Annotated in this window: 27 protein-coding genes; 7 read left to right on the forward strand and 20 right to left on the reverse strand. The window is 59.4% G+C overall.

Going from position 1 to position 25,972, the window contains the following annotated elements:
• Positions 1 to 3: 3 nt before the first annotated feature.
• The 5 genes from ACR1XY_RS13285 to ACR1XY_RS13305 all read right to left on the reverse strand — a co-directional run bounded on the left by ACR1XY_RS13285 (position 4) and on the right by ACR1XY_RS13305 (position 7,562).
• Entirely contained in the window at positions 4 to 636 is a 633-nt protein-coding gene (locus ACR1XY_RS13285; RefSeq protein WP_480593886.1) for a bifunctional 4-hydroxy-2-oxoglutarate aldolase/2-dehydro-3-deoxy-phosphogluconate aldolase, read from the reverse strand.
• Between the two features lie 5 nt (positions 637 to 641).
• On the reverse strand, positions 642 to 2,447 hold the full coding sequence (gene edd, locus ACR1XY_RS13290; protein ID WP_480593887.1) for a phosphogluconate dehydratase: 1,806 nt from the start codon (positions 2,445 to 2,447) through the stop codon (positions 642 to 644).
• 1 nt (position 2,448) lies between these two features.
• Complete coding sequence (gene zwf, locus ACR1XY_RS13295) at positions 2,449 to 3,894, reverse strand: glucose-6-phosphate dehydrogenase (RefSeq protein WP_480593888.1); 1,446 nt, start codon at positions 3,892 to 3,894, stop codon at positions 2,449 to 2,451.
• A gap of 139 nt (positions 3,895 to 4,033) precedes the next feature.
• The gene (gene ptsP / locus ACR1XY_RS13300; RefSeq protein ID WP_480593889.1) at positions 4,034 to 6,277 is read right to left on the reverse strand and encodes a phosphoenolpyruvate--protein phosphotransferase; all 2,244 of its coding nucleotides are present in this window, start codon (positions 6,275 to 6,277) and stop codon (positions 4,034 to 4,036) included.
• 46 nt (positions 6,278 to 6,323) lie between these two features.
• Complete coding sequence (locus ACR1XY_RS13305) at positions 6,324 to 7,562, reverse strand: aspartate kinase (RefSeq protein WP_480593890.1); 1,239 nt, start codon at positions 7,560 to 7,562, stop codon at positions 6,324 to 6,326.
• Between the two features lie 164 nt (positions 7,563 to 7,726).
• Between ACR1XY_RS13305 and ACR1XY_RS13310 the strand changes: the two genes are divergently transcribed.
• On the forward strand, positions 7,727 to 8,080 hold the full coding sequence (locus ACR1XY_RS13310; RefSeq protein WP_480593891.1) for a hypothetical protein: 354 nt from the start codon (positions 7,727 to 7,729) through the stop codon (positions 8,078 to 8,080).
• Here the strand turns inward: ACR1XY_RS13310 and ACR1XY_RS13315 are convergent.
• The 5 genes from ACR1XY_RS13315 to ACR1XY_RS13335 form a co-directional block, all read right to left on the reverse strand.
• The gene (locus ACR1XY_RS13315) at positions 8,074 to 8,712 is read right to left on the reverse strand and encodes an SDR family NAD(P)-dependent oxidoreductase (protein WP_480593892.1); all 639 of its coding nucleotides are present in this window, start codon (positions 8,710 to 8,712) and stop codon (positions 8,074 to 8,076) included. The genes ACR1XY_RS13310 and ACR1XY_RS13315 overlap by 7 nt on opposite strands.
• 3 nt (positions 8,713 to 8,715) lie before the next feature.
• Entirely contained in the window at positions 8,716 to 9,171 is a 456-nt protein-coding gene (locus ACR1XY_RS13320) for a DUF1178 family protein (RefSeq protein ID WP_480593893.1), read from the reverse strand.
• Between the two features lie 71 nt (positions 9,172 to 9,242).
• Positions 9,243 to 9,812 (reverse strand): NUDIX hydrolase, encoded by a 570-nt coding sequence (locus ACR1XY_RS13325; protein WP_480593894.1) that lies wholly within the window; start codon positions 9,810 to 9,812, stop codon positions 9,243 to 9,245.
• Positions 9,813 to 9,827: 15 nt separating this feature from the next.
• The gene (locus ACR1XY_RS13330) at positions 9,828 to 10,571 is read right to left on the reverse strand and encodes an EcsC family protein (RefSeq protein WP_480593895.1); all 744 of its coding nucleotides are present in this window, start codon (positions 10,569 to 10,571) and stop codon (positions 9,828 to 9,830) included.
• 53 nt (positions 10,572 to 10,624) lie between these two features.
• Entirely contained in the window at positions 10,625 to 11,119 is a 495-nt protein-coding gene (locus ACR1XY_RS13335; protein WP_480593896.1) for a GNAT family N-acetyltransferase, read from the reverse strand.
• A 72-nt stretch (positions 11,120 to 11,191) separates the two neighbouring features.
• Here ACR1XY_RS13335 and ACR1XY_RS13340 point away from each other — a divergent pair, with 72 nt between their 5' ends.
• Positions 11,192 to 11,797, forward strand: a complete 606-nt coding sequence (locus ACR1XY_RS13340) for a flavin reductase family protein (RefSeq protein WP_480593897.1) — start codon at positions 11,192 to 11,194, stop codon at positions 11,795 to 11,797.
• Positions 11,798 to 11,924: 127 nt separating this feature from the next.
• Here ACR1XY_RS13340 and ACR1XY_RS13345 read toward each other — a convergent pair whose 3' ends face one another.
• The gene (locus ACR1XY_RS13345) at positions 11,925 to 13,559 is read right to left on the reverse strand and encodes a SulP family inorganic anion transporter (protein ID WP_480593898.1); all 1,635 of its coding nucleotides are present in this window, start codon (positions 13,557 to 13,559) and stop codon (positions 11,925 to 11,927) included.
• A gap of 204 nt (positions 13,560 to 13,763) precedes the next feature.
• Between ACR1XY_RS13345 and ACR1XY_RS13350 the strand changes: the two genes are divergently transcribed.
• Positions 13,764 to 14,636 carry an S-methyl-5'-thioadenosine phosphorylase gene (locus tag ACR1XY_RS13350; RefSeq protein WP_480593899.1) on the forward strand — a complete coding sequence of 291 codons (873 nt, stop codon included), beginning with the start codon at positions 13,764 to 13,766 and terminating at the stop codon, positions 14,634 to 14,636.
• Here the strand turns inward: ACR1XY_RS13350 and ACR1XY_RS13355 are convergent.
• Positions 14,633 to 15,505 carry an alpha/beta hydrolase gene (locus ACR1XY_RS13355; protein WP_480593900.1) on the reverse strand — a complete coding sequence of 291 codons (873 nt, stop codon included), beginning with the start codon at positions 15,503 to 15,505 and terminating at the stop codon, positions 14,633 to 14,635. The genes ACR1XY_RS13350 and ACR1XY_RS13355 overlap by 4 nt on opposite strands.
• Positions 15,506 to 15,751: 246 nt before the next feature.
• On the opposite strand from ACR1XY_RS13355, the gene ACR1XY_RS13360 reads away from it, so the two are divergent.
• Complete coding sequence (locus tag ACR1XY_RS13360; protein WP_480593901.1) at positions 15,752 to 16,381, forward strand: LysE family translocator; 630 nt, start codon at positions 15,752 to 15,754, stop codon at positions 16,379 to 16,381.
• A gap of 3 nt (positions 16,382 to 16,384) precedes the next feature.
• Here the strand turns inward: ACR1XY_RS13360 and ACR1XY_RS13365 are convergent, their stop codons facing one another.
• The gene (locus ACR1XY_RS13365; RefSeq protein WP_480593902.1) at positions 16,385 to 16,558 is read right to left on the reverse strand and encodes a hypothetical protein; all 174 of its coding nucleotides are present in this window, start codon (positions 16,556 to 16,558) and stop codon (positions 16,385 to 16,387) included.
• A 322-nt stretch (positions 16,559 to 16,880) separates the two neighbouring features.
• On the opposite strand from ACR1XY_RS13365, the gene ACR1XY_RS13370 reads away from it, so the two are divergent.
• Positions 16,881 to 17,420, forward strand: coding sequence for an adenine phosphoribosyltransferase (locus tag ACR1XY_RS13370; RefSeq protein WP_480593903.1), 540 nt, complete (start codon positions 16,881 to 16,883; stop codon positions 17,418 to 17,420).
• A 168-nt stretch (positions 17,421 to 17,588) separates the two neighbouring features.
• On the forward strand, positions 17,589 to 18,071 hold the full coding sequence (locus ACR1XY_RS13375; RefSeq protein ID WP_480593904.1) for a fasciclin domain-containing protein: 483 nt from the start codon (positions 17,589 to 17,591) through the stop codon (positions 18,069 to 18,071).
• 39 nt (positions 18,072 to 18,110) lie between these two features.
• On the opposite strand, the gene ACR1XY_RS13380 is transcribed toward ACR1XY_RS13375, so the two are convergent.
• A complete protein-coding gene (locus ACR1XY_RS13380) occupies positions 18,111 to 19,523 on the reverse strand; it encodes an FAD-binding oxidoreductase (RefSeq protein ID WP_480593905.1) in 1,413 nt (470 codons plus the stop codon).
• 38 nt (positions 19,524 to 19,561) lie between these two features.
• The gene (locus tag ACR1XY_RS13385; RefSeq protein WP_480593906.1) at positions 19,562 to 20,380 is read right to left on the reverse strand and encodes an MBL fold metallo-hydrolase; all 819 of its coding nucleotides are present in this window, start codon (positions 20,378 to 20,380) and stop codon (positions 19,562 to 19,564) included.
• Between the two features lie 306 nt (positions 20,381 to 20,686).
• Between ACR1XY_RS13385 and ACR1XY_RS13390 the strand changes: the two genes are divergently transcribed.
• Complete coding sequence (locus tag ACR1XY_RS13390) at positions 20,687 to 20,872, forward strand: hypothetical protein (protein ID WP_480593907.1); 186 nt, start codon at positions 20,687 to 20,689, stop codon at positions 20,870 to 20,872.
• A gap of 219 nt (positions 20,873 to 21,091) precedes the next feature.
• Here ACR1XY_RS13390 and ACR1XY_RS13395 read toward each other — a convergent pair whose 3' ends face one another.
• The 5 genes from ACR1XY_RS13395 to ACR1XY_RS13415 form a co-directional block, all read right to left on the reverse strand.
• Positions 21,092 to 21,676 (reverse strand): GNAT family N-acetyltransferase, encoded by a 585-nt coding sequence (locus tag ACR1XY_RS13395; protein ID WP_480593908.1) that lies wholly within the window; start codon positions 21,674 to 21,676, stop codon positions 21,092 to 21,094.
• Complete coding sequence (locus ACR1XY_RS13400; protein WP_480593909.1) at positions 21,676 to 22,938, reverse strand: M16 family metallopeptidase; 1,263 nt, start codon at positions 22,936 to 22,938, stop codon at positions 21,676 to 21,678. Before ACR1XY_RS13400 ends, ACR1XY_RS13395 begins: the two co-directional genes overlap by 1 nt.
• Positions 22,935 to 24,323 (reverse strand): threonine synthase, encoded by a 1,389-nt coding sequence (thrC, locus tag ACR1XY_RS13405; protein ID WP_480593911.1) that lies wholly within the window; start codon positions 24,321 to 24,323, stop codon positions 22,935 to 22,937. Before thrC ends, ACR1XY_RS13400 begins: the two co-directional genes overlap by 4 nt.
• On the reverse strand, positions 24,320 to 24,997 hold the full coding sequence (locus ACR1XY_RS13410) for an SURF1 family protein (RefSeq protein ID WP_480593913.1): 678 nt from the start codon (positions 24,995 to 24,997) through the stop codon (positions 24,320 to 24,322). The genes thrC and ACR1XY_RS13410 overlap by 4 nt, the downstream gene beginning before the upstream one ends.
• Positions 24,998 to 25,152: 155 nt before the next feature.
• Positions 25,153 to 25,968: a cytochrome c oxidase subunit 3 gene (locus ACR1XY_RS13415; RefSeq protein WP_480593914.1), complete on the reverse strand. Its 816-nt coding sequence runs from the start codon at positions 25,966 to 25,968 to the stop codon at positions 25,153 to 25,155.
• Between the last annotated feature and the right edge of the window lie 4 nt (positions 25,969 to 25,972).

Below are 25,972 nucleotides of genomic sequence, written 5' to 3' on the forward strand. Positions count from 1 at the left end.
GCGTCAATCCACCAGCTTGGCGGCCTCACGGGCAAGTGCTTCGATCCCGGCCCAGTCGCCATCCAGAACCATCTGCTTGGGCGCAACCCAGCTGCCACCGGCACAGACGACATTTGACAGCGACAGGTAATCCCGCGCATTTGCGGGCGAAACGCCGCCGGTGGGGCAGAAGGTGATCTGGGGCAGAGGTGCGCCTATTGCCTTTAGAGCAGGCGCGCCGCCCGACGCTTCGGCTGGGAAAAATTTCAGCATGTCGTAGCCCTGCTCCAGCAGTCGCATCGCCTCGCTGGCCGTGGCGGCACCGGGCAGCAATGGCAGGCCTTCGGCTTCACAGGCGGCGATTAGTACATCAGTTGCACCGGGTGAGACGCCAAACTGCGCGCCGGCCTCTTTGGCGGCGCGGACATCATCAGGAGTAACCAGCGTGCCTGCGCCAACGACACCGCCGGGCACCTGCGCCATCTCGCGGATCACGTCCAGCGCCGCAGGTGTGCGCAGCGTGACTTCGAGCGCGGGCAGCCCACCGGCGACCAGAGCCTCGGCGAGGGGACGGGCGTGCTCGGCATCATCGACGACCAGAACGGGTACAATCGGCGCAAGGGCGCAAATTTCGCGGGTACGTTGAGTTTTCGACATGGGAATTACGCTCCGAAAATGCTGGCACCGGCGTCGGCAGAACCGACGTTGTTGCGAAATGCGGTGAACAGCTCACGCCCGACGCCATGTTGATTGGCAGACAGATCCGCGGTGACGGGGCTTCGATCCAGAACACCAGGGGTGAGGATTTCCAAGTCACCCTTCACCGCATCAACGCGCAGCAGGTCGCCATCCTGCAGACAGGCAATTGCACCGCCCTCCAGCGCCTCGGGGCAAACATGGATCGCGGCGGGCACCTTGCCCGAAGCCCCGGACATGCGGCCATCTGTGACCAGCGCGACCTTTTGCCCCCGGCCCTGCAAGATCGACAGCATTGGTGTCAGCGAGTGCAGTTCGGGCATGCCGTTGGCCTTGGGGCCCTGAAAGCGGACAACAACGATGACGTCGCCAGTGAACTCTCCGGCCTTGAAGGCGGCTTTGACCTCGTCCTGATCTTGGAACACGCGTACGGGGGCCTCGACCACCTGGTGTTCGGGGGCCACGGCCGAGACCTTCATGACAGCGGTACCAAGGTTACCGGTCAGGCGTGACAGACCGCCGGTGGGCTGGAACGGGTCCTTGGCAGGGCGAACGATCTTGTCGTTCAGGCTGTGGCCCGCGCCCTCTTCCCAAATCAATTCGTCGCCCTTCAGCTTGGGCTCTTTGGTGTAGTTGTGCAGGCCCTGCCCCGCCACGGTCAGCGTGTCGGGATGCAGCAACCCGTCTTCCAGCAGCGTGCCGATGCAATAGCCCAGACCACCGGCTGCGTGGAAATGGTTTACGTCGGCCAGACCGTTGGGATAGACCCGCGCGACCAATGGAACCACGGCAGAGATGTCGGAAAAGTCTTCCCAATCCAGCACGATACCACCCGCACGCGCCATTGCTATCAGGTGGATCAGCAAGTTGGTCGATCCACCCGTCGCCATCAGGCCGACGATGCCATTCACAAAGGCGCGCTCGTCAAGCACTTGGTAGACCGGCGTGTATTCATTTCCTAAAGCGCTGAGAGACAGGGCGCGGCGGGCGCCCTCCTGTGTCAGCGCATCGCGCAGGGGGGTGTTGGGATTGATGAAGCTGGCCCCCGGCAAGTGCAGGCCCATGAACTCCATCAGCATCTGGTTGGTGTTGGCTGTTCCATAGAAGGTACAGGTGCCGGGGCCGTGATAGGCGGCCATCTCGGCAGCCATAAGCTCTTCGCGACCAACCTCTCCGGCGGCGAATTTCTGGCGGACCTTGGCCTTTTCGTCATTCGGCAAGCCGCTGGTCATTGGGCCAGCGGGCAGGAAAACAGCAGGCAAATGGCCAAAGGCCTGCGCACCGATGATAAGGCCCGGCACGATCTTGTCGCAAACGCCGAGGAACACCGCCGCGTCGTAGGTATTGTGGCTCAGCGCCACGCCGGTCGCCAAGGCGATCACGTCGCGCGAGAAGAGAGACAGTTCCATCCCCGCCTCACCCTGCGTGACGCCATCGCACATCGCGGGAACACCGCCTGCGACCTGTGCGGTGCCACCCGCCGCGCGGATCGCATCGCGGATCAGGCCGGGATAGCGTTCGAACGGCTGGTGGGCCGAGAGCATGTCGTTATACGAGGTGACAATGCCCAAATTCCCGGCAGTCCCCGTTGCCATAGATTGCTGATCCTGACCCGCGCCAGCATAGGCGTGGGCCTGACCGCTGCAGGACAGATGCGCGCGAGCCGGCCCTTTCGAGCAGGCTTGTTCCATCCGCTCTACATGTGGCCCCCGCAGGTCAGCGCTGCGGTCGATGATCCGCTGGGTGACGTCGGTGATAACAGAATGAACCAATTTAACCTCCGATCTGACGCCAGCGGCGCCCATCGCGATGCATCAGCATCAATGCTTCTTCGGGGCCGGAACTGCCCTGATCATAACGCGCCGGGCGATCGCCCCGATCCTCCCAGCCCTGAATGATGGGATCGACCCAGGCCCAGGCGGCCTCGGCCTCATCCCCGCGCATGAACAGGGTCTGGTCGCCGCGAATGACGTCCATCACCAGCCTTTCATAGGCGTCAGGCACACTGGCCTCGGCGCCCAGCGCGTCGGCAAAGCTCATGTCCAGCGCCACGTCTGACAGTCGGAAGCCGCCCGGGCCGGGGTCTTTGATGGTGGTGCGCAAGGTGATGCCTTCGTCCGGTTGCAAACGGATCACCAGCACGTTGCCGTGCAGCGGGCCGACATTCGGAAAGATCGTATGCGGGGGATCGCGGAAGAACACGGCAATCTCGGATTCCCGTGCCCGAAGACGTTTGCCAGTGCGCAGATAAAACGGCACCCCGGCCCAGCGCCAGTTGCCCAGATGAACCTTGAGGGCAATGAAGCTTTCGGTCCGGCTGGCGGGATTGCCAACATGATCGACATAGCCGCCTTGCCCATGTTCCGCGCGATACTGACCGCGCGCGATGTCTTTAGGCTCAATCGGCTCCAACGCCTCGATTACCTTGACCTTTTCATCACGTACGGCGTTGGGCGAGAATTTCGAGGGCGGCTCCATCGCCGTAAGGCACAGAAGCTGCACCAGATGGTTCTGGATCATGTCCCGCATGGCGCCGGACTGGTCGTAATAGGCTCCGCGCCCCTCGACCCCGACGGTTTCGGCCACGGTGATCTGCACATGGTCGATATGGGTCGCGTTCCACAGCGGCTCGAACAGCGAATTTGCGAAGCGCAGGGCCATCAGATTTTGCACCGTCTCTTTGCCCAGATAGTGATCGATCCGGTAAATCTGATGCTCTTCGAAACAGGCGCGCAAGCCTTCGTTCAGCGCCTTGGCCGAGGCCAGATCGTGTCCGAAGGGTTTTTCCACCACGATGCGGCTATCCGGCGTGGCCAGCCCATGTTCATGCAAACGTTGCGCAATGCCCGAGAACAGGCTGGGGCCGACCGACAGATAGAAGGCACGCACCACATCCGGGCGCAGAGCCTTTGCCAGATCTGGCCAACCCGCCTCACCCATTGCATCGACCGGGACATATTCGACCCGGCCGAGAAACTGATCCAGCACAACCTTTTTGAACTCCGGCGCGAATTCCTTCATCGAGGTGCGGATCTGCTCACGAAACGCATCGCTGTCCATATCCGAACGGGCCGTCCCGATGATCCGGGCATCCTCGGGCATCTGGCCCACTTCAAAACGGTGATAGAGGCCCGGCAAAATCTTGCGCTGTGCCAGATCGCCAGTGGCGCCGAACAACACCAAATCGAACGGGCTGACCGGAATTACACGTGAAACCATCGACAGGCTCCTTCAATTTCCACCCGAGTCACCATAGCACCGACCCTTCGCAGCGCACTTGACACGGAACATGTTACCGCTAACATTCACGGTCTGAATAGGCAATGCGGATGCAGAAAGCAAGCCCGGATTTGGGAAATCAGCTTTGATTGCGCAGCCATTCCATGACAGCGGGTCGCACCGACTGCTCTCCGCGGTGGCGCGCGTCAGCGATGATTTTGCGCAGCGACTGCAAATCGGCCCGCAGCAGAAGGCTCTTGACCGGACCAATCGAGGCGGGGCGCATCGACAGCGACCGAATGCCCATCGCCGCCAGACACAGCGCCTCGACCGGGCGGCCCGCATCCTCGCCACAGAAGGACAGCGGCGTGTCCGAGATGTTGCAGCGCTCCACGATCCGCTCGATGAAAGAGAGAAAGCTGACATTAAGCGTATCATAGCGGCGACGCACCAGTTCGTTCTCGCGGTCGGCGGCAAAGAAGAACTGCTTCAGATCGTTTCCACCGATAGAGACGAAATCAACTTCGTCAAAGAACTTCTGCGGCGCAAAGGCAAGCGATGGCGTTTCCAGCATCGCGCCGACCTCGATTGTCTCGGGCAGGACGTGGCCAAGGCGCTTTTCCCGCTCGATGGTCTTGTTGACCTCCCACTTCGCCTCGCGGAATTCATCGGCCTGCGCCACAAACGGGAACATTATTGTCAGCGGCCGGCCGTTGGCGGCGCGCAACAGGGCCTGCAACTGCATCCGCATCACGCCGCGCTTGTCCAGTCCGACGCGAATCGCGCGCCAGCCCAGCGCCGGGTTCGGCTCGGCCACGTGTTTCATGTAGGGCAGAACCTTGTCCGAGCCGATATCCAGTGTTCGGAACACAACGCGTTTGTCCCCTGCCGCATCCAGAACACGCTGGTATTGCGCTACCAACTCCGACCGTTTCGGCATCTGGTTTCGGATCAGAAACTGCAATTCGGTCCGGAACAACCCCACACCCTCGGCACCCGAGTTGTTCAAGGATGGCAGATCGGCCATCAGGCCCGCATTCATCACCAGATTGATCCGCTCGCCGTCCCGCGTCACGGTCGGGGTTTCGCGGATCGAGGCGTAACGTTCCTGCGCCTTGGCCTGCATCGCGATCTTGTCTCTGAAAGCGCTGACAACGGTGTCTTCGGGACGCAAATGCACGACACCATGATCACCATCAACCAGGATGTGGTCGCCGTTCAATGCCTCGGTGGTGATGCGGCCCACGTGAACAACCAGCGGAATCGCCAGTGCGCGGGCAACAATGGTGGCATGACTGCCGACCGAACCCTCCTCGAGCACGATACCTCTCAGCGAACGGCCATATTCCAACAGATCACCAGGGCCAATATTGCGGGCAACCAGGATCGGATCGGGCGGCAGGTCGGCCCCATCGGTCTTGCCCTGCCCGGTCAAAATCCGCAACAACCGGTTGGACAAGTCGTCCAGATCGGCCAACCGCTCGCGCAGATAAGGATCGGTGACCTGCCCCATACGGGCGCGGGCCTGAGATTGTTCCTTTTCAACCGCAGCTTCGGCACTGAGACCGCGGGCGATATCCTCTTCCATCCGACGCATCCAGCCCTTGGAGTTGGCAAACATGCGATAAGCTTCCAGAACCTGAAGCTGTTCTTTGTCAGCCCCCTGCGAGATTTCCAGCATCTTGTCGACGCCGACGCGCAATTCTTCCACCGCCTCGTTCAGGCGCTCAAGCTCACGATGCGGGTCTTCGGCGATGGGGTTGGTTACCACCACGCGCGGTTCGTGCAGCCATACATGTCCCTCTGCCGAGCCCTCTTGCGCCGGGCCACCGTTCAGTTGCACCGATTGCTGGTGCAACGGCGACAGGGCAGCGCCCTCGCCCACGAAAGCGCCCAGCTCGGCCATTTCGGCGAGAACCATAGCGACCACTTCCAGCGCATAAACCTCATCCGCCGAAAGCTCGCGCGCCTCGCGGGACTGAACCACCAGCACACCCAGCTTTTCGCCCAGGCGCTGAATGGGCACGCCAAGGAAGGACGAAAACCGCTCTTCGCCGGTTTCGGGCATATAACGGAAGCCCTTGGCCGAAGGTGCATCCGCCGTGTTCATCACTTTGCCGGATTGCGCAACGCGGCCCACCAGCCCTTCGCCCATACGCATGCGGGTCTTGTGGACCGCCTCTGGTGACAGGCCTTCGGTAGCGCACAACTCGAGCGTATCTTCGTCGCGGAACAGGTAGATCGAACACACCTCGGCCCGAATGCTGTCCGCAATCAGGCTGGTGATCCGGTCAAGACGTTCCTGACCGGCGGCTTCGCTCGCCATCTCTTCGCGCAGCCGCCCCAGCAGCTTGCGGGATTCTGTTTCGGTGCCGTCCGCCATGGCCCAACCAAATTAGTGCGTTAGGCGTGATCCTTGGCTGAAATGCTCAGGCCGCCTTGTCCAGTTCAAAGGCATCATGCAGTGCCTGAACCGCAAGTTCCATGTATTTCCGATCCACCAGGACGGAAATTTTAATCTCAGAGGTTGTAATGACCTTGATGTTGATCCCCTCATCCGAGAGGACTTTAAACATTTTGGCCGCAACACCGGACTGAGAGCGCATGCCAATACCTACGACCGAGACCTTGCAAACGTCTTCGTCGGCAACCAGTTCTGCGTAGTTCAGCTCGCCTTTTTCCTTGATGCCCAGCAGCGCTTTTTCGGCGCGCGCCACTTGGTCGGTGGGGCAGGAAAAGGTCATATCGGTGCGACCCTCGTCCGAGATGTTCTGGACGATCATGTCAACATTCACACCCTCATCGCTAAGCGCGGTAAAGATGGTCGAGGCGATACCAGGGCGGTCCGCCACCGAAACGACGGTCATCTTGGCTTCGTCCCGGGAATAGGCCACACCGGCCACAACATTGGATTCCATGATATCCTCCTCGTCGACAACCAGCGTACCGGCCTCGTCGGATTGTTCTTCAAAACTTGAGAGAACGCGCAGTTTTACCTTATACCGCATCGCCAGCTCGACCGAGCGGGTTTGCAGTACCTTGGCCCCCAGCGAGGCCAGTTCAAGCATTTCCTCAAACGCGATCTTATCCAGCTTGCGCGCTTTTTCACAGATACGTGGGTCAGTCGTATAAACCCCGTCCACATCCGTATAAATGTCGCAGCGTTCAGCACCGAACGCTGCGGCGAATGCCACAGCAGTGGTGTCCGACCCACCCCGACCCAGCGTGGTAATGCGGCCTTCGGGACTGATACCCTGGAACCCGGCGACAACGGCAACTTTCATGCCTTCGTCGAATTTCTGGCCGATGTTCTCGGTCGGAATTTCCTCGATCCGAGCCTGGCTGTGGGCACTGGTAGTTTTCAGAGGCACCTGCCAGCCTTGCCAACTGCGGGCCGGTATGTCCATTTCCTGCAGGGTCAAGGCCATCAGACCAGCGGTCACATTCTCACCCGAAGAAACCACCGCATCATATTCACGCGCGTCATACAGCGGCGAAGTCTCATCAACCCAGCCGACAAGTTCGTTGGTCTTGCCAGACATGGCCGAAACGATGACGATCACGTCATAGCCCTTGGCCACCTCGACACCGATGCGTTTGGCCGCGCGGCGGATGCGGTCAAGGTTGGCAACCGATGTGCCACCGAATTTCATAACGAGTACGGGCATGAGGGTGGTCTCTCCGCGCCTTGGAATTCAGATCCCGTGCGTCTTATGCGAGGGGGCTCGTAAGGGCAAGGGCTCAAAAACTGCATCGAATGCGGTATCGGGTCGCTTTACATCCGACTGCTGCAGTGTCAGCCTTGGGCGACGCTTTTTCCATGAGGTTTTCCATGCTCCGCCTTGTCATCGCAACCGTCCTGCTGTCCTCTCCCGCCATTGCGCAGGTATCCACACTGGCCGCGACCGATGGCAAGAATGCTTTGGGTACTGTTCCCTGCGCCGTGGGCGGCGCGGCACTAAGCGACTGCCACGCCGAATTGCGTCACCACGACGGCGGCACCACCACTTTGGCCGTGGCACTGAGTGCCGGAGAGGTACGCAGCATCTACTTCACCGATGGCGTTCCGAGTTCCAGTAGTTCGCCCGCCAAGATCAGCCACGAAACCCGCGGTGATCTCACGGTGGTATTCATTGACCCGGATGAGGTCTACGAAATCCCCACCGCCGCGCTGATCCGTCAATAAGCGTGGGGCCGTCCGTCCCAGGTTTCGAAACTGCCTGTGGTATTCAGTGACAACGCGTCGAACCGCTCGATCAAGCCCTCTGCGGCCTGATCCGAAGTGATTTCGGCCGCAGGCCCACCCATTTCCGTCTTCACCCAGCCAGGGTGATAGATGCCCACGGCGACGCCGTCCGCGCGCAGATCGGTGGAGAGATTCCGCCCCAGGTTCAATGCGGCGGCTTTCGAGGCACGGTAAATGTAGCTACCGCCCGGTGCCCGCGTGTGCGACGCCATTTGCGAGGACAGGATGGCAACCTTGCCGCGCGCGGCGCGAAGGTTGGGCAACAAGGCCTGAACGGTCAGGAAAACGCCGGTGACATTGGTGGCAAAACTTTGCGCCCACATCTCTGCCGGAAAGCCGTCGATGTCCTGCCCCTTGTCCAGATAAACCCCGGCATTGCAGATCAGCAGATCAACCGGCTGATCAGCCAGTTGCACCGCCATATCTGCGTGCTGCGCCGGGTCGGTAACATCCAGTAAAACTTGAGCGCTACCGTCCCGCGCGGTGCCGGTCAGCGTGTCTCCCCGCGCCCGATAGTGATCCGCCAGCGTTTTACCGATTCCACGACCGGCGCCAGTAATCACAACATGCATGATCTAGTTAGTCTTCCTGCTGGGCACAAATGGCAGTGGAGTTACCGGCACCCCATCATCAATCAGGGCCTGCGCTTCATCCGGCCTGGCCTCGCCATAGATTGCCCGTTCGGGGGCATCACCCAGATGAATCTTACGGGCTTCGCTAGCGAAATCCTTGCCGACATAGTCCGAGCTCTCCTCGACTTTGCGGCGCCATTCAGCCAGCACTTTTTCGACGTCAGGTGCAGGGGCTGCCACATCTATCGTATCGGCTCCTGGCATCGGCGCAAGAGGTCGCGCCTTGGCGTTGCGGGCCGGACGGACGCGTGGTGTCATGATGGCCTTTTCGACGTCACGACACCCGCACTCCGCGCATGTTACCATGCCCGCAGTCGCCAGTTTGTCGTAAGCGGCGGCCGATTGAAACCAACTGTCAAATGTATGGCCGTTGCTGCATTTCAATGCGTATTGAATCATGGTCCGTCCAAATGTCGGTTGCCGAATAGATACCGAGGGACATGGCAAGATCAAGCCCTTCCAAAGGCAACTCAGTGCCTAACAGGCTCAAGCTTTCGTAACAATACTGCCAATTCGTGAGAATTTACCTTTTGAGCAGCCTTTTTCGAAGAAAACCACTTTCGATCCCGCTGCCTGCATTCAGGAAAACGAGAGGCCACCGACCGCACCAATAAGGGAAACACATCGACAGAACATAGCACTGGCCCCTTTTTCTTGCGCTGCTTCTGATAATGGAACCGCCCCAGCGCCTGCGTCTCGCACAGCCCGCGAATTCCGGCTTCTTCCCATGCTTCCTGGCTGGCTGTCTCGGACGGGCTCAGACCGTCAATCAGCCATCCTTTGGGAATGATCCAACGACGGGATTTTCGCGTCGTTATCAGCAAAACCTCGAGGCGCCCCTGCTCAATGCGATAGCATAACGCAGCCGATTGTTGCCGCACCGGCAAGTGCCGAGTCTTTCGCGAAACATATGGCGCAAGTCTGGCATCAGTCACGCTGTGCCGCCTTTCAACTGCAATTCTTGCCTGTCTTCCCGCAATTTTTTGCTTATTTAGCGGGCCCTCGGTAAAACAGGTACCATATAAAGCGTTTTTCTCCAAGCCCTCGGCTTTGGATCACATACGCGCTGCCAGCTTCCGCACCAGATCATCATGCGGGATATCGGCGTCAATCGCCAAGCGCCGCAGACCAAAATGAACGCGGGCGATCTGTTGGTAATAGCGCGTATAGACATAGTTGGTGCTGCCCCCGGCGATCGCCCCAAGAACGGGCACGGATTGCGCCGCCAGTTTTTGCCCCAACACGACGGACAAACGCGGGGCAACCGTCGCGACCAGCTTTTGCATGGCCGGGCCGGTCAACGTCAATCGGACGGAAAAGAAACCGAGATCGGCACCATCGTCATTGGACAAAGGCCCTGCCGCCGACAGCACGCGCACACAGTCGAATTTCACACCTTCTTCGGATGGATCAAACCCCTCGCGCGCCGCGGCGCCCTGAATCGCGCGCAACAGCATCGCGGTGGTCGCAGGCAATTCCATCAAAGCAGTAGACACACCGCCCAAACCACCCGCCGCGCCCATTGCTGTAGTCACTGCGGTATTGACCCAGGGACGCTGATCGGGAACAGCACGGCGCGAGCCTTCCGCCACGTGCATCGCCAGCCAAAGAGCCTGTTCCGTCGCACCCGTTAGACCCTGCCGGATAGGTTCCGGCAATTGTTCCAGCAGAGATTCAGCCGACCCGCCCAGACTGTTCAACAGCTTGACGCCCGGACCGCCAGCAGACCTGTAATACCCGGCCAAACGGTCAAGTTCCGCTTCTGCATCCAGCTTTTCGACAAGAACCACGTCCTGCATTAACACCCTCCTGCCCTTTAGACATCGGGTTTTATGGACTGCGTTTCAATAGGTCAGCGACTCCACCGGGTCACCGGGCCGCGTACACCCTTCCAAACTCCTGGCAGCAACTCCAACCCCAGAACACGGTCCGGGTTGGTGGGCGGCGGCATCTCTATCCCGTTGAGACGGCAGAACCCGAATCGGGCGTAATAGGGCGCATCACCGACCAACATGACGCGATCCCAGCCCAACGCCCGACCGGCCTCAATACCTTCGTGGATCAAAAATCCGCCCAAGCCTTCGCCCTGATGGGTAGGGTGCACAGCCACCGGCCCCAGCAGCAGCGCATCGTGATCGCCCACATGCACTGGCCAGAATCGGATGGCCCCGGCCAGAATGCCTTGCCCGTCCCGCGCCACCAATGACATTCCTGTCACAGGTGGCACATCATCGCGCAGACGATACGAGGACAGCGCCTCGCGCCCCGGCGCAAAGCACAGGTCATAAAGGGCTTCGACCTCCCACCAATCATCCGGCTCTTCCGGCCTGATCTCGAACTGCTGCACCCCGGCCCTCTTTTACTTGCTGGCTTTCGCCCTAGCACTTCGGTACGCCTTGGGCAAACGCTTGGAGATCAGATGTTCTACCGCCCCGAAGACGGCCACGGACTGCCGCACAATCCGTTCAACGCCGTCATTACCCCCCGCCCGATCGGCTGGATTTCCACCCGCGGTCCGGATGGGATCAACAATCTGGCGCCCTATTCCTTTTTCAACGGCGTCGCCTACACGCCACCGCAAGTGATGTTCGCATCAACGGGAACCAAGCTTGATCAGGACGGCGGTAAGGACAGTGTATCGAATATCGAGGCAACCGGCGTGTTCTGCGTGAACGTGGTTGCCCACGCGCATCGGGATGCGATGAATGCCAGCTCCGCAGGCTTGCCCAAACATCACGACGAATTCGAACATGCCGGTCTGACAGCGGTTGAATGCCAAACTATCCCTTGCGCCCGGGTCGAGGGCGCTCCGGCCGCATTGGAATGCAAGCTGACGCAGATCGTCACTCTACCGGGAGAGTCAAACCGGGTCGTGTTCGGCGAGGTCACCGGTGTTCACCTGCGTGACGATTGCCTGAAAGACGGTATTTTTGATGTGACGGCCTTTAACCCACTCGCGCGGCTTGGATATCGGGACTATTCGGTGGTCACCGAGCTGTTTTCTCTCAGCCGCCCAGACGATTGACACCGGCTTAGGGGCGTTGCTCACAGCCGCCTACCCCGAGGGGTTTGAGGCCAGTCAGATGAAAAAGGACACCCTGTTTTCATCTGACTGAAAATAACCAGGAGCCCGAGCCAGAGCCCCGCAAAAATCAGTGCCCACCAAGAATGCCGGTGCGAACCGAGTAATCCACCGCCAGCTCGTAATCCGGGTCATCATCGCTATCGACCATCAGGTGACCGGCTTTGTTGAGCAGCTTGTGGCAGTCACGGCTGAGGTGCCGCAGCATGACGCGTTTGCCTGCGGCCTCGTATTTGGCGGCGATGTTCTCGATCGCCTGCAGCGCAGACTGGTCGACAACGCGGCTTTCGGCAAAGTCCACGATCACCGTTGCCGGATCTTTCGGCACATCGAACAACTCGACAAACCCATCAGACGAACCAAAGAACAGTGGGCCTTGGATCTCATAGACCTTAGCCCCCTTTTCGGTCGAAGAGTCGCGGGTAACGGCGTGAATGCGCTTGGCATTGTTCCACGCGTAGGCCAGCGCCGAGACGATGACACCAACGACGACGGCAACCGCAAGGTCCTCCATCACGGTGACAACGGTCACCAGCACGATCACGAACGCATCGGTCAGAGGCACTTTGCGCAGGATCTTGAACGAGTTCCAGGCAAAGGTTCCGATCACCACCATAAACATCACCCCGACCAGCGCGGCCAGCGGGATCTGCTCGATCAGAGGCGCGGCAAACAGGATGAACACCAGCAGGAACAGCGCTGCCGCGATGCCCGCGATGCGGGTGCGGCCGCCGGATTTTACGTTGATCATCGACTGACCGATCATGGCACAACCACCCATACCACCGAAGAACCCAGTGGCCACGTTGGCGACACCCTGCGCGATGCATTCTTGCGAGGCCCCTCCCCGCTTGCCGGTGATTTCACCCACAAGGTTCAACGTCAGTAGCGATTCAATCAAGCCGATGGCGGCCAGAATGACCGCGTAAGGTAGGATGATTTCAAAGGTTTCCCAATTCAGCGGCACCATCGGAATGTGGAATGCGGGCAGCCCACCCTCAATCGAAGCAAGATCGCCGACGCGTGGCACATCCAGCCCAAAGCCGATCACAAGCGCGGCGACAACCAGAATACCCGCCAGCGGTGCAGGAACGATGCGCGTGATACGCGGCATGACCCAGATCACCGCCATTGTCAGCGCCACCAGCCCCAGCATCGTGTATAGCTGCAGACCCGAGAGCCATTCGCCCCCACCAACGCCGTGGCCGGTGTTTTCCATGCTACCCGGCACCTTGAATTGGCCCAGCTGCGCAAGGAAGATCACGATGGCCAGGCCGTTCACAAAGCCCAGCATTACCGGATGCGGCACCAGACGGATGAACCGCCCCCAATGCATGGCCCCGGCAATCACCTGCAGGATGCCCATCAGCACTACGGTTGCGAACAGATATTCAACCCCATGTTCAGCGACCAGCGCCACCATGACCACGGCCAGCGCCCCGGTCGCGCCCGAGATCATGCCCGGACGACCGCCGATCAGCGCCGTGATCAGACCGACCATGAAGGCCGCATACAAACCAACCAGCGGATGCACCCCGGCAACAAAGGCAAAGGCCACTGCTTCGGGCACCAGCGCCAACGCCACAGTCAGACCGGACAGCAGTTCGATCCGCAGGCGCGAAGCAGTCAGCCCCTCGTCCGGTACCCAACGCAAGTCGGGTTTGACAATACGATTGGCAAAGCTTGCCAGCATGGCTCGGGGCATGGGACAGTCCTGTTGGTATTTTTGTTCGCGCGAAAGGGGCCTTTTAGCGGTCAAACCCCGCCTGAGATACCGCGTCAGACGGGACCCTGATATGCGCCAGACGCATACCGGACAAGTGCCTGACACAAACCGTTGAAGCCACTTGCCAAATCCTTTGCCGCCCCGCAGAAATTCCTCAACGGTTTTTTTATGCGGAGAGCAGCCATGACCCAGACCAAAATCGCCATCATCGGTGGATCAGGCATTTATGAGATCGATGGGCTGGAGAATGCGGAATGGGTTACCGTTGAAACCCCATGGGGCGATCCGTCGGATCAGATTCTGACCGGATCGCTGAAAGGCGTGGGCATGGCCTTCCTGCCCCGCCACGGACGCGGGCATGTGCATTCGCCGACCGAAGTCCCCTATCGCGCCAATATCGACGCGCTGAAGCGGCTGGGGGTGACGGATGTGATCTCGGTTTCTGCCTGCGGGTCGTTTCGCGAGCATATGGCACCAGGGGATTTCGTGATCGTGGATCAGTTCATCGACCGAACCTTTGCCCGCGAGAAAAGCTTCTTCGGCACCGGATGCGTCGCCCATGTCAGCGTTGCCCACCCCACTTGCCCGCGCCTGTCCGATGCCTGTGAAACGGCTGGCAAGGCTGCGGGTATCACCATTCACCGCGGCGGCACCTATCTGGCGATGGAAGGGCCACAGTTCTCGTCACTGGCGGAATCGAAAATGTATCGTGAACATTGGGGTTGCGATGTGATCGGCATGACCAACATGCCCGAAGCCAAACTCGCCCGCGAGGCCGAGCTTTGTTATGCCTCGATCGCCATGGTCACCGATTACGACAGTTGGCATCCGGATCATGGAGAGGTCGACGTGACCGCCATCATCGCCACCCTGACCGGCAATGCCGAAAAAGGCCGGGCGTTGGTGAAAGGCCTACCCGACCTGCTGGGCACCGAGCGGGTGCCCTGCCCGCACGGGTGTGACCGGGCATTGGAGTACGCCATCCTGACTGCGCCGGAAAAACGCGATCCGGCGCTGCTGGCCAAGCTGGATGCGGTTGCTGGTCGCATCCTTTAGCCAGGTTGTTGCCCCAACGCGCTTTGGACCTCGGCCCACAGCCCATGCGACCAGAGGTCGTTATGAGTTCCGCCGGGGATAACATGAAGTTGGGCAGTATCCCCAGACATCGCCGCCAGAGCTTTACCGTGGTGCAGCGGGATGGTTTCGTCCTCGGTCCCGTGAAATATCAGTGTTGGCACGGTGATACTGTCGATCAAGTCACGGGTGGCGAACTGATCTTTCATCAGGGCCGAGACCGGTAGAAACGGATACCGCTCGGCCGCCACATCCACAGTAGCAGTGAACGGTGCCTCAAGCACCAGCAGCTGCGCATTTGGGCGCTCTTGGGCCACCGCAGCCGCTATGCCGGTGCCGAGGCTCTGGCCATGCAGGACAATGTCTGCGCCCACTACCTCCAAACGGTCAAACAGATGAATCCCGTCTGAGACCAGCGCCAGTTCCGAAGGCTCACCTTCGCTGCCTGGAAATCCGCGATAGCTGGGCGCAAGCAAGCCATAACCGCTGTTGAGAATTTCACGCATACGGTCAGCCCGGTCGCCCAGATTACCGCTTTGACCATGAAAGAACAGAACCGTCGGCGCGCCCTCAATCGCTGGCGGTGCGGACCATGTGGTCAGTACTACACCGTCGGACATGGGGACTTTGATTACGTCCACATCTGCCAGCCCAACAGCCTTGGGGTCGGGCAATTCTCCGGAAGGCTTGTACAGCAGCGCGTTTTGATTTGCGTACATGTACCCGACGATCCCGGCATAGAAAACACCAGCGATCAGGACCAAAAGGGTAAGCACACGTTTCACCCGCATGGTCTTCGACCGGGACATGTCTTCGAACACTTTCGAGTAGTCAGGGGACGTCTGCGTCACGTTTGCCTCCAATCCTGAGTTCATCCAAGTTTGGAGTGTCGGACGCGTGTTTCAAGAAAGATGTACGAGCCTTAACAGAATCTTTATTCGGCGCAGGCCGGGCGCCATGCCCGGGACAGACGAAACAAAAACTTGTCCACGCTCGTGAACTGTTCGTCCGAAACAGGTATCGGAACGATCCACGAAAGGCTTGACCTTGCCGCCGCTCCGAGGCTTGGTGAGTTCGACACTTGAACAGGAACCCCCATGTCTCTTGACCTTTGGCTGGCTTTTGTGGCCGCATCGACCGCTTTGCTTCTGATCCCAGGGCCGACCGTTCTGCTGGTGCTCAGCTATGCTCTTTCGAAGGGGCGCAGTGTTGCCGTGGCCTCGGCCACAGGGGTCGCGGTAGGGGATCTGGTGGCCATGACAGCGTCACTGCTGGGGTTGGGGGCCCTGGTGCTGGCCTCAGCCACCCTGTTTTCCGTGCTGAAATGGGTGGGTGCGGCCTATCTGGTGTGGCTGGGCATCAAATTGCTGCGCAGCGCGCCCGCGGGCGGGCTGCAGACAGTGGAAACCGGGCGCGATGTCACCGCCCGCAGCGTCTTTGGCCACGCCGGCGCCGTCACCGCGCTGAACCCGAAATCCATCGCATTCTTCATTGCGTTCGTGCCGCAATTCCTGCGACCGGCAGAACCCTTGGGCCCGCAATTCGCAATCCTGATCGCAACATTCGTCAGCCTCGCCTGGCTGAACGCGCTGGCATACGCACTGCTGGCCGACAGGCTGCGTCGGATGATCGGACGGGCTGGCGTCATCACTGCGATGACCCGGTTCGGCGGTTTGACTCTGATCGGAATGGGGGTAGCAACCGCCGTCTTGCGTCGCCCGGCCTGAGGATCAATCCTCGGCGTGTTCCTTCATGAAACCACGGATGAACCGCCGGATTTCCCGTGCGGCTGAGGTATCCAGTTCCTTGCAAAGTTCGACAAATGCGTCGCGTTCATCCTTGTCCAATCGCAAGACCAACTGACTGTTTTTCTTGGTAGAACCTCTACCGTCTTTCTTTCCCACGCGTCTTGCCCCTGTTCAACCCTTGATTCTGCAAGCGATGCATTGTATATACATAGCATAGAAATTGTAGTTATCGAGCACCTAACAATAAAATGGGGAATATGGCAATGAACCTTCATGCTGCTCAGGCATTTCTTTTGCGAGACCAGCGCAACTGGCGCAAACCGCATCTGTCGTGGCTGCCTGCCTCGCTTTACCGGTACAAAAGCCTGCCGAACTCTGTTTTGCATCGTCGCAAGTAAGGCGACGGCAATCTTTCCTTGCAAGGCTGACCCCAATGGGCCAAACACGCCCGCGTGTTTTGACGCCAGAGGGGTTGGCCATGTCCAGAAACAAGTCGGTCAAAGATTACATCCGAACCATCGTTGATTTCCCGCACGAAGGGATCATGTTCCGGGACGTTACCACCCTGTTTGCCGACCCACGCGGATTCCGCATGGCGATTGACCAAATGTTGCACCCCTATGCTGGCGAGCAGATCGACAAGGTTGTCGGACTTGAGGCCCGCGGCTTCATCCTCGGTGGCGCAATTGCCCACCAGTTGAGCGTCGGCTTTGTCCCGATCCGCAAAAAGGGCAAGTTGCCCGGCACAACCATCAGCCAAGACTATAAACTGGAATATGGTGAGGCCATCGTCGAGATTCACGACGACGCTATTCAACCGGGCGAGAAAATCCTTGTCGTCGATGATCTGCTGGCAACCGGAGGTACAGCCGCCGCCGGAATCAAGTTGATCGAACGCTTGGGCGGTGAGATCGTCTCATGCTCCTTCATTATCGACCTGCCGGAACTGGGCGGCCGCAAGGTGCTGGAAGACATGGGCATGGACGTGCATATTCTGTGCGAATTCGAAGGGCTGTAGGCACTCTGCGGTCACAAATTTGTGAGTGGATTTCCGAGGCTAAGCGGGCTTAGCGCAGTTTAGCCTAATATCAACCCGATCCCAAAGACACATTCAGTGATCTTGTTGTGAGGGGAACCCGTACCCCTGTTGATGCCGCTTGAGGCATTTCAACAAGGGATTTGTATCATGTTTCGCAAAATCGCTTACGCCGGTGTGGCCAGCCTGCTCGTCGGCACATCCGCTTTCGCTGATGGTCACTCCAAGGATATCGTCGACACCGCCGTCGGTGCCGGCAGCTTTGAAACCCTCGTCGCTGCTGTTCAGGCCGCCGATCTGGTGGACACGCTGAAGGGTGAAGGCCCGTTCACCGTGTTCGCCCCCACGGATGACGCTTTTGCGGCCCTGCCCGAAGGCACTGTGGAAACGCTCCTTATGCCCGAGAACAAGGATCAGCTGGTCGCGGTTCTGACCTATCACGTGGTGCCGGGCAAAGTGATGTCGGGCGATCTGTCCGACGATATGACCGCAGCCACGGTTCAGGGCGGGGACATCACGATCGATCTGGACAACGGTGTCATGGTGAATGACGCAAACGTCGTTCAGGCCGATATCGAGACCTCGAATGGCGTGATACACGTCATCGACAAGGTCATCCTGCCGGGATCGTAAATACTTCGGCGCGGCCCGACACGGCCAAGGGCCGCGCCTTCACCTTAGAACCGCGCCTGGGTTCATGATCCCCATAGGGTCCAGCGCGGTTTTTATGGCACGCATGGCTGCCAACTTAGTCGCGTCCCCGTATGTCTCCAAATCACCGGTTTTGAGCCGCCCAACCCCGTGTTCGGCACTAACGGATCCGTCGAACGCGTTAACCAGATCATGCACGGCGTGCTTCACAGCCTCCCTTTGCCCATCGAATTCTGACCGGTCATGGCCCAGCGGCGGAAAAACGTTGTAGTGCAGATTGCCGTCCCCCATGTGCCCAAAGCAATTGATGCGGAATGGGCCAAGCCCTGCCACCACTTCGGCACCACGACCAATAAACTCGGGAATCCGCGAGATCGGGATTGAGATATCGTGGCTCGACACCGACCCGATCAAACGGTTCGCCTCGGGGATGCGTTCGCGCACGGCCCAGAGGTCCATACGCTGCGCCTCGCTCTGCGCGATGACCGCATCACCAACCAATCCAGCCTTGTCCGCCGCGGCGTAAAGCGTTTCCAGCGCCTCCGACGGTGCGTGCCCGGCAAACAACCCTATTTCGATCAGCACGCACCATTCCGGCTGGGTCACAAAGGGTTGCCGCACATCCGGCAGCACCTCGGTCAGGAATTGCAGCCCCTGCCGGTGGATCAGCTCAAACGTGCTGACCGCATCACCCAACTGGTCCCGCGTCAACGCTAGCAACTCGATCGCGGACTCAGGCGACGTGATCTGTAGCATCGCGGTTCCCACCGCTTCGGGCCGCGGAAACAGATGCAGAGAGGCCGCCGTGATGATCCCCAGCGTCCCCTCGGACCCGATCAACAGGTTGCGCAGATCATACCCAGTGTTGTCCTTGCGCAAGCGGCTTAGCCCGTGCCAGATCTCACCGTTGGGCAAAACCACCTCCAACCCCAGACACAGATTGCGCGCATTGCCATAGCGCAGAACGTTCACCCCGCCCGCATTGGTGGCGAGGTTCCCACCGATCCGGCATGATCCCTGCGCCGCCAGCGCCAGGGGGAACAGCCGGTCGGCGTCCTCAGCTGCGGCCTGAACATCGGCCAGAATGGCACCCGCCTCGGCGATCAGAATGTTCTCGGTCGGGTACACCGCCCGGATCGCCGTCATCCGCTCCAGCGAGATCAACAGCGGCGCAGGCCCATCGGGCATGACCTGCCCGCCCACCAGCCCAGTGCCACCGCCATAGGGTACAACCGGAACCCGCGCTTCCGAGGCCAGTCGGACCAATGCAGACACGTCCTCAACTGTTCGCGGCAGGGCAAGCAGCCCCGCCTGCCCGGCAAACCGGCGACGCGGTTCCTCCAAGTAACGTTCGGTGACAGGGCGCAGGATATCGTCGCCCAGATCGGCCCGGATCAGTTTGGCAAGGGTCTCATCGGCAGGATTCAGTATCATACCCATTCCTTGCCCAAGCAGCCTTACCCCCACAAGCCCTATTCCAATTCAATCAGATAGCGCGGCTCCAGCACCACTACGGTGGGCCGGTCCGGAAGCGTCTTCAACGAAACTGTCAGTTCCGAGACACCATTACGCTCGACCGGGAAGTCATTGCGGATATCAACCAGAAACCGGTCCAGCGAAAAGCCGGAAAACCAGTGCATCGGGATAATGACCGAGCTTTTCAGCCGCCTCAAAACCGAGATCATTTCGGGCAGAGGCATGGTCGTGCCGCCATCCACTGCGGCCATCACCACATCCAACCGCCCCAAGGCAGCAAACTGTTCGTCCGACGGCACATGATGCAGATGCCCTAGGTGACCGATACACAGCCCTTCGATCTCAAACACAAAGATCGAATTGCCACGCTCTTCGACCCCGCCATAGGGGGACCGGATATCGGTCGAGACATTGCGCACCAGCATCTCACCCAGATCAAGGTGATGCTCGATCCCCTGCCCGAAATCTCCCCAGCCGGGCAGTACATGCGGAATGGCCGGATCGGGATGCGCGGTCCAATGGGTGCTGTGCGCGTGGTTCATAGTGACCACATCCGGGATCAGATCAGCGCTGCCGATAAAGCCGGTGAAATCGGTCACCGCGTTCAACCCGCCGCGCGTCTGGATCAGAAACGAGGCATGGGCGATATAGCTGATCCGAACTGAATACTCGGGTATCGGGTCCTGCCACGCGGCCTTGTGAACATACTCGATTCCAGGCGCAGCATCCGCGATGGCTATACAATGGCTCGGTCGCCGCTCCTGCGCCGCAGCCCCGCCCGAAATCACCATCAATGCCGCAACAATCCAGCGCATGAGGGAAGTGTAGCGCAGCGCGCAGTTAAGTCACCCCTGCAAATAGTGGGTCAGCGAAAACACGGGGCTGGTCATAGCGGCAGTCTTAGATGACGACGCACTTGCGCAGCGCGAATGGGCGAGAAACCTTCGCTACGCGTAAGGCTTGTACCAACGGATCACTCACAAAAAAAGCGCGGTGCAACCGCGTGTCCATCCAAAGATCCAGTCCTTCCTAAGCGTTCGACGAGGCAGCGATATCCTTGTCCTGCACGCCATAGGCTCCCAGACGTCATGGTTCGCGCTAGGCTAATCTATGCGTGGCGATTGATCCGCAAGAACGGCCGTCCTCTGCGCACCAAAGTTCAAACAAAAGTACTCGCCTTCAACGGGCTTGGTACGGTCATGTTGAAGCAGTTTCACTGGATAGAGCTTTCCCTCACCCAGATCGAATTGACGCAAAACAGCGGCACAGTCAGAAGAAACCGCCCAAAAACCTCCAACCATGAATAGGTGGGGTTGCTTCCCTTCCTTTTTGTCTTTGCATTTTGCATGTAATTCTTTTGGGGAAATTTTGTCTGGCTGAACTTTTCCAAGCTTATTCCGGGTCAACACCTCGATAGTGCGTTATTTGTCACTCAGGACTAGCTCAGCTTCAAACCCTTTGATATTTGAAACGCTCATCATTGCATGGCTGATCCAGACCATCGGCTTCCTTGCCCGCGCCACGCCCTACCCTGCGTCAGTCTTTCCGCGCCGGTCCGACCGCAGGCTGGCATAGAGAACATGCGTCCGCCAGCGCCCATTGATCTGCAGATAAGACTGCGCCACGCCCTCGTATTTGAAGCCCGAGCTTTCCAGCAACCCGCGTGAGGGCTTGTTTTCCGGCAGACAGGCAGCCTCGATCCGGCTCAGGTCCAGACGGGTAAAGGCGTGGTGCACCACGGCCCCAATCGCCTCGCGCATATACCCGTTGCGGGCGAAGGCCTCACCGGTCCAATACCCCAGCGTCCCTGCCTGTGCCGGACCGCGACGCACATTGTCCAAGGTGATTGCGCCCAGCAGCACATCGTCAGATCGGCGGAACAGGAACAAAGGGATCGCGGTGCCGCTGGAAACCGACCTCTGCGCCCAATAGACCCGATTGGTAAAGGATTTCCGGCTCAGGTGATCCTTGGCCCAGACCGGCTCCCACGGGGTCAGGAATTCCTTGGACGCACGCCGCAGCGCCGCCCAGTCATTGAAGTCGGAATGCACGGGCGGGCGCAGGCTCAGGCGCTCGGTTTCGAGTTTCAGCTTGCGTCTGCCCAACAGCATCACGCCGCGCGCCTCTCCTGCAATTCAGCCAAGGTGGGTGCACCGGAAACCGGACCATAAAGGGCCAGCGCTGCCGGGGCCTTTACGGCCATGTCTTCGGCAAAGGCACGCACGTCCTCGGTGCTGACCGCATCGATCTTGGCGACGGTATCCTCAAGCGAGGGTACTCGGCCCCAGATCTGCACCAACCGCGCCAGACGTTCCGCCCGGTTCGACGGGCTTTCCAGCCCCATCAGCATTCCAGCCTTCATCTGGGCACGCGCACGAGCAACCTCTTCGGGGCACATGTCCTCGGCGGCGCGCTTCATCTCGTCGATAGTAATTGTCGCCAGTTCCGCTACCTGATCGGCGGAGGTCCCTGCATAGATCGTCGTCGTCCCGGTATCCGCATAGGCCCCGGTTTGCGCGAAGATCGTGTAGCAGAGCCCGCGCGTTTCCCGCACTTCCTGAAACAGGCGCGAGGACATACCCCCGCCCAATGCAGTCGAGTAAATCTGTGCCGTATAGATCGCATCGTCGCGATAGCCCGGGCTTTCCAACGCTAGCGCGAAATGCGCCTGTTCCAGCTCTTTCTCCTGCCGCGCTTCGCCACCTGTGAACCGTGCTACTTCGGGGATAAGGCCCCTGCGCGGCTGTAGATAGCCAAACATCTCTTCAGCCATTTTCATCAGTTGGTCATGATCCACGGCGCCAGCGGCCGACAGGATCATCTGCTCGGGGCCGTAATGCTCGGCCACGAATCCCGACAGGTCCTCACGCGAGAACGCACTTACGCGCTCGGTCGGGCCAAGAATGGTGCGGCCCAACGGCTGATCGTGATAGCTCTGCTCTTGCAACCAGTCAAAGATCACGTCATCGGGCGTGTCATAAGCCTGGCCGATTTCCTGTAAGATCACGCCGCGCTCGACCTCGATCTCGCGCGGATCAAAGATCGGGTTCAGAACGATGTCGCCGATCACATCCATCGCCAGCGCCACATCGTCTTTCAGAACCCGCGCGTAATAGGCCGTCACCTCGCGCGAGGTATAGGCGTTGATGTACCCGCCCACATCCTCGATCGCTTCGGCGATTTGCAGCGCAGAACGCCGCTCGGTGCCCTTGAACGCCATGTGCTCAAGGAAATGCGCAATCCCGTTCTGCTCGATCCGCTCATGCCGCCCGCCGGCGGTCACCCAAATGCCGATGGCCGCAGATTGCAGCCCCGGCATGTTTTCACTGACGATACGAAACCCGTTCTTCAGTTGGTCTTGTCTGACTGTCACTCAGCAATATGCCTTCTGATATGATCCTCAAGGGCGCCCAGATCGTTGGCAATGCGGGTCACCCGTTCCGGACGTTCATACAGATCAGACATGCGGGAGGGAAGAGGCGGATGCACGTCGCTCGCCTTCTCGACCGCCGCCGGGAATTTCGCCGGGTGTGCAGTGGCCAGAGTGATCATCGGCACGTCTGCCGCGCGGTGCTCTTCCGCAACCTTGATGCCGACTGCGGTGTGCGGGCAGACCAGCTCAGCGCTGTGAGCCAGCGTGTGCTTGATTGTTTCCAAAGTTTCGTCCTCAGACACGCGACCCGAGTCAAAGCTTTCGCGCAGGGCTTCCATCGCGCCCTGGCTGACGTTGAAGCCTCCGGTCTTGAGTTCATCCATCAACTGAGCGACAGCACCGCCATCCTCGCCATAGGTATAATAAAGCGCGCGCTCAAAGTTCGAGCTGACCTGAATATCCATCGACGGGCTGATCGAGGGGATGGTGTCGCCCTTGAAATACCCCTCGCCAGACAGGCAGCGATGCAGGATGTCATTCTGGTTGGTCGCCACGACCAGACGGTCAATGGGCAGTCCCATACGTTTTGCCAGATAGCCCGCGAAGATGTCGCCAAAGTTACCGGTCGGCACTGTAAAACTGACCTTGCGATGGGGTGCGCCAAGGCTGACGGCAGCCGAAAAATAATAAACGATCTGCGCCAAAACCCGCGCGAAGTTGATCGAGTTCACACCCGCCAGCTTCACGTCATCCCGGAAATCGAAATCGTTGAACATGTCTTTCAGCGCGGCCTGACAATCATCGAAATCACCATCCACGGCCAACGCATGCACGTTGCTATCCGCAGGCGTCGTCATCTGGCGGCGCTGCACTTCCGAGACACGGCCATGCGGGAACAGGATGAACACATCCACTGCGTCCAGCCCCCGGAACGCCTCAATCGCGGCCGAGCCGGTATCCCCGCTGGTGGCGCCCACGATGGTCACACGTTCACCGCGCCGCTTCAGGGCCACCTGGAACAGTTGTCCGATCAGCTGCATGGCAAAGTCCTTGAACGCCAGCGTTGGACCGTGGAAAAGTTCCAGCAGGAAGTGGTTCTCATTCAGCTGCTTCAGCGGCGCACGCGCATCATGGTCAAAGCCCTCATACGCACGGGCGATGATCGCCTTGAATTCATCCTCGGCGAACGAGCCGCTGACATACGGCCACATCACCCGAAACGCGATCTCCTCATAGGGCAGACCGGCCAGCGCAGCGATCTCGTCCTTCGACATCACCGGGATCTCGGCGGGCAGGTACAGGCCGCCATCACGGGCCAGCCCGGTCAGCATCGCCTCTTCAAAGGTCAGTTCAGGCGCTTGGCCACGGGTCGAGATGTATTTCATTGTTCTTCACTTTCAGAAGGGGCGCGACTGCGCCACAGGAAATAGCCGGTCATCGCGGCCCAGACCAGAGCCAGACCAAACCATGTGATTGCGTATTGCAGATGATCGTTGGGAATGCCCGCCGTATCCACCGGCAGAGGCGTAACACCCGGGTCCGTTTCCGATCGGGCGATCAACAGTACAGGCTCGGCCCCCAGGGCCGCAGCCAAATTGGGCACGTCCCGGGCAAACCAAATGTTGTCGTCAATGTCTGGTTCGGGCGTGTAACCGTCGATCTCGTCCGGCCAGTGCAGATTGCCAGTAACCTCCATCGGCCCGGTTAAGCGATCAGCCTGCTTGGCAGTCGTCTGCACAAAACCCCGGTCCACAAGAATGGTCCTGGCTTCCGTGCTGAAGGATTGAATGATCCGATACCCCGCCCCAACCTGCTTGACCGAAACCAGAACATGGATTTCTCCCGGCTCCATTTCTCCGGCCACCGTCACCGGCAAATATCTGTCTCGCTCTGGCGAGATATCCCGTGGCAAGCCCACAGGCTTCGCCTCAATCCTGGCCTCGATGTCCGACAGCACTTCCTGTTTCCACGCCAACCTCTGCACTTGCCAGATGCCCAGCCAGAGCAACACGCCCAAGCCGGCAAGACCGAAAATCATCAAAAAGAGAATGCGGCGCATCTATAGACCATGTTGCAAATCCGGAACCGGCGTCTTGTTAAGGGGCACGCGGACCGAATTGCAACCACGCAATTGTATGGGGCGCAATCTTGCTACCTAATTGAGAAAAAGCCGCCCCAAAGGGCGGCTTTTGCAATTGAACAGCCCAACCGGCGTTACATCAGTGGCGCTTGACCCCAGATGTAGACGGCGAAGAACAGGAACAACCACACAACATCAACGAAGTGCCAGTACCAGGCCGCGGCCTCGAACCCGACGTGCTTTTCGGGCGTAAAGTCACCCCGCAGAGCCCGGATCAGACAAACCGAAAGGAAGATGGTGCCGATGATCACATGCGCACCGTGGAAACCAGTGGCCATGAAGAAGTTCGAATAGAACTGGTCATCGCCGAATTTCCAACCTTCATGGGCCAGCAGTTCATAATATTCAAAGCCCTGCAGGAAGGTAAATGCGATGCCCAGAGCAATACCGATGGCCAGACCCTGCACCAGCGCCCTGCGATCATTGCCATGGACCAGAGCATGGTGCGCCCAGGTGATGGCACACCCCGACAGCAGCAGAACCAGAGTGTTGATCAGCGGCAGGTGGAACGGGTCAACCGCATGGATATCCGGCTGGATGTATTCGGTGCCTGCATAATCGTACATCGGGTACATGCGATGTTTGAAGAACGACCAGAACCAGGCGAAAAAGAACATCACCTCGGACATCACGAACAGGATGAAACCATAGCGCAGGCCGATACGAACAACTGGTGTGTGATCGCCCGCGCGGCTTTCGGCCACCACTTCGGACCACCATGCAAACATGGTGTAGAGAACTGCCACCAGACCGGCCCAGAACATGAACGAGGTGATGCCGTGCATCCAGAGGACGGCTCCGAACAGCATCACAAAGCCGCCGACCGCGCCAAATAGCGGCCAGATCGACGGGGTCAGAATGTGATAATCATGGTTTTTAGCGTGTGCCATCAGC

The organism is Ruegeria sp. AD11(2025), from assembly GCF_056542405.1.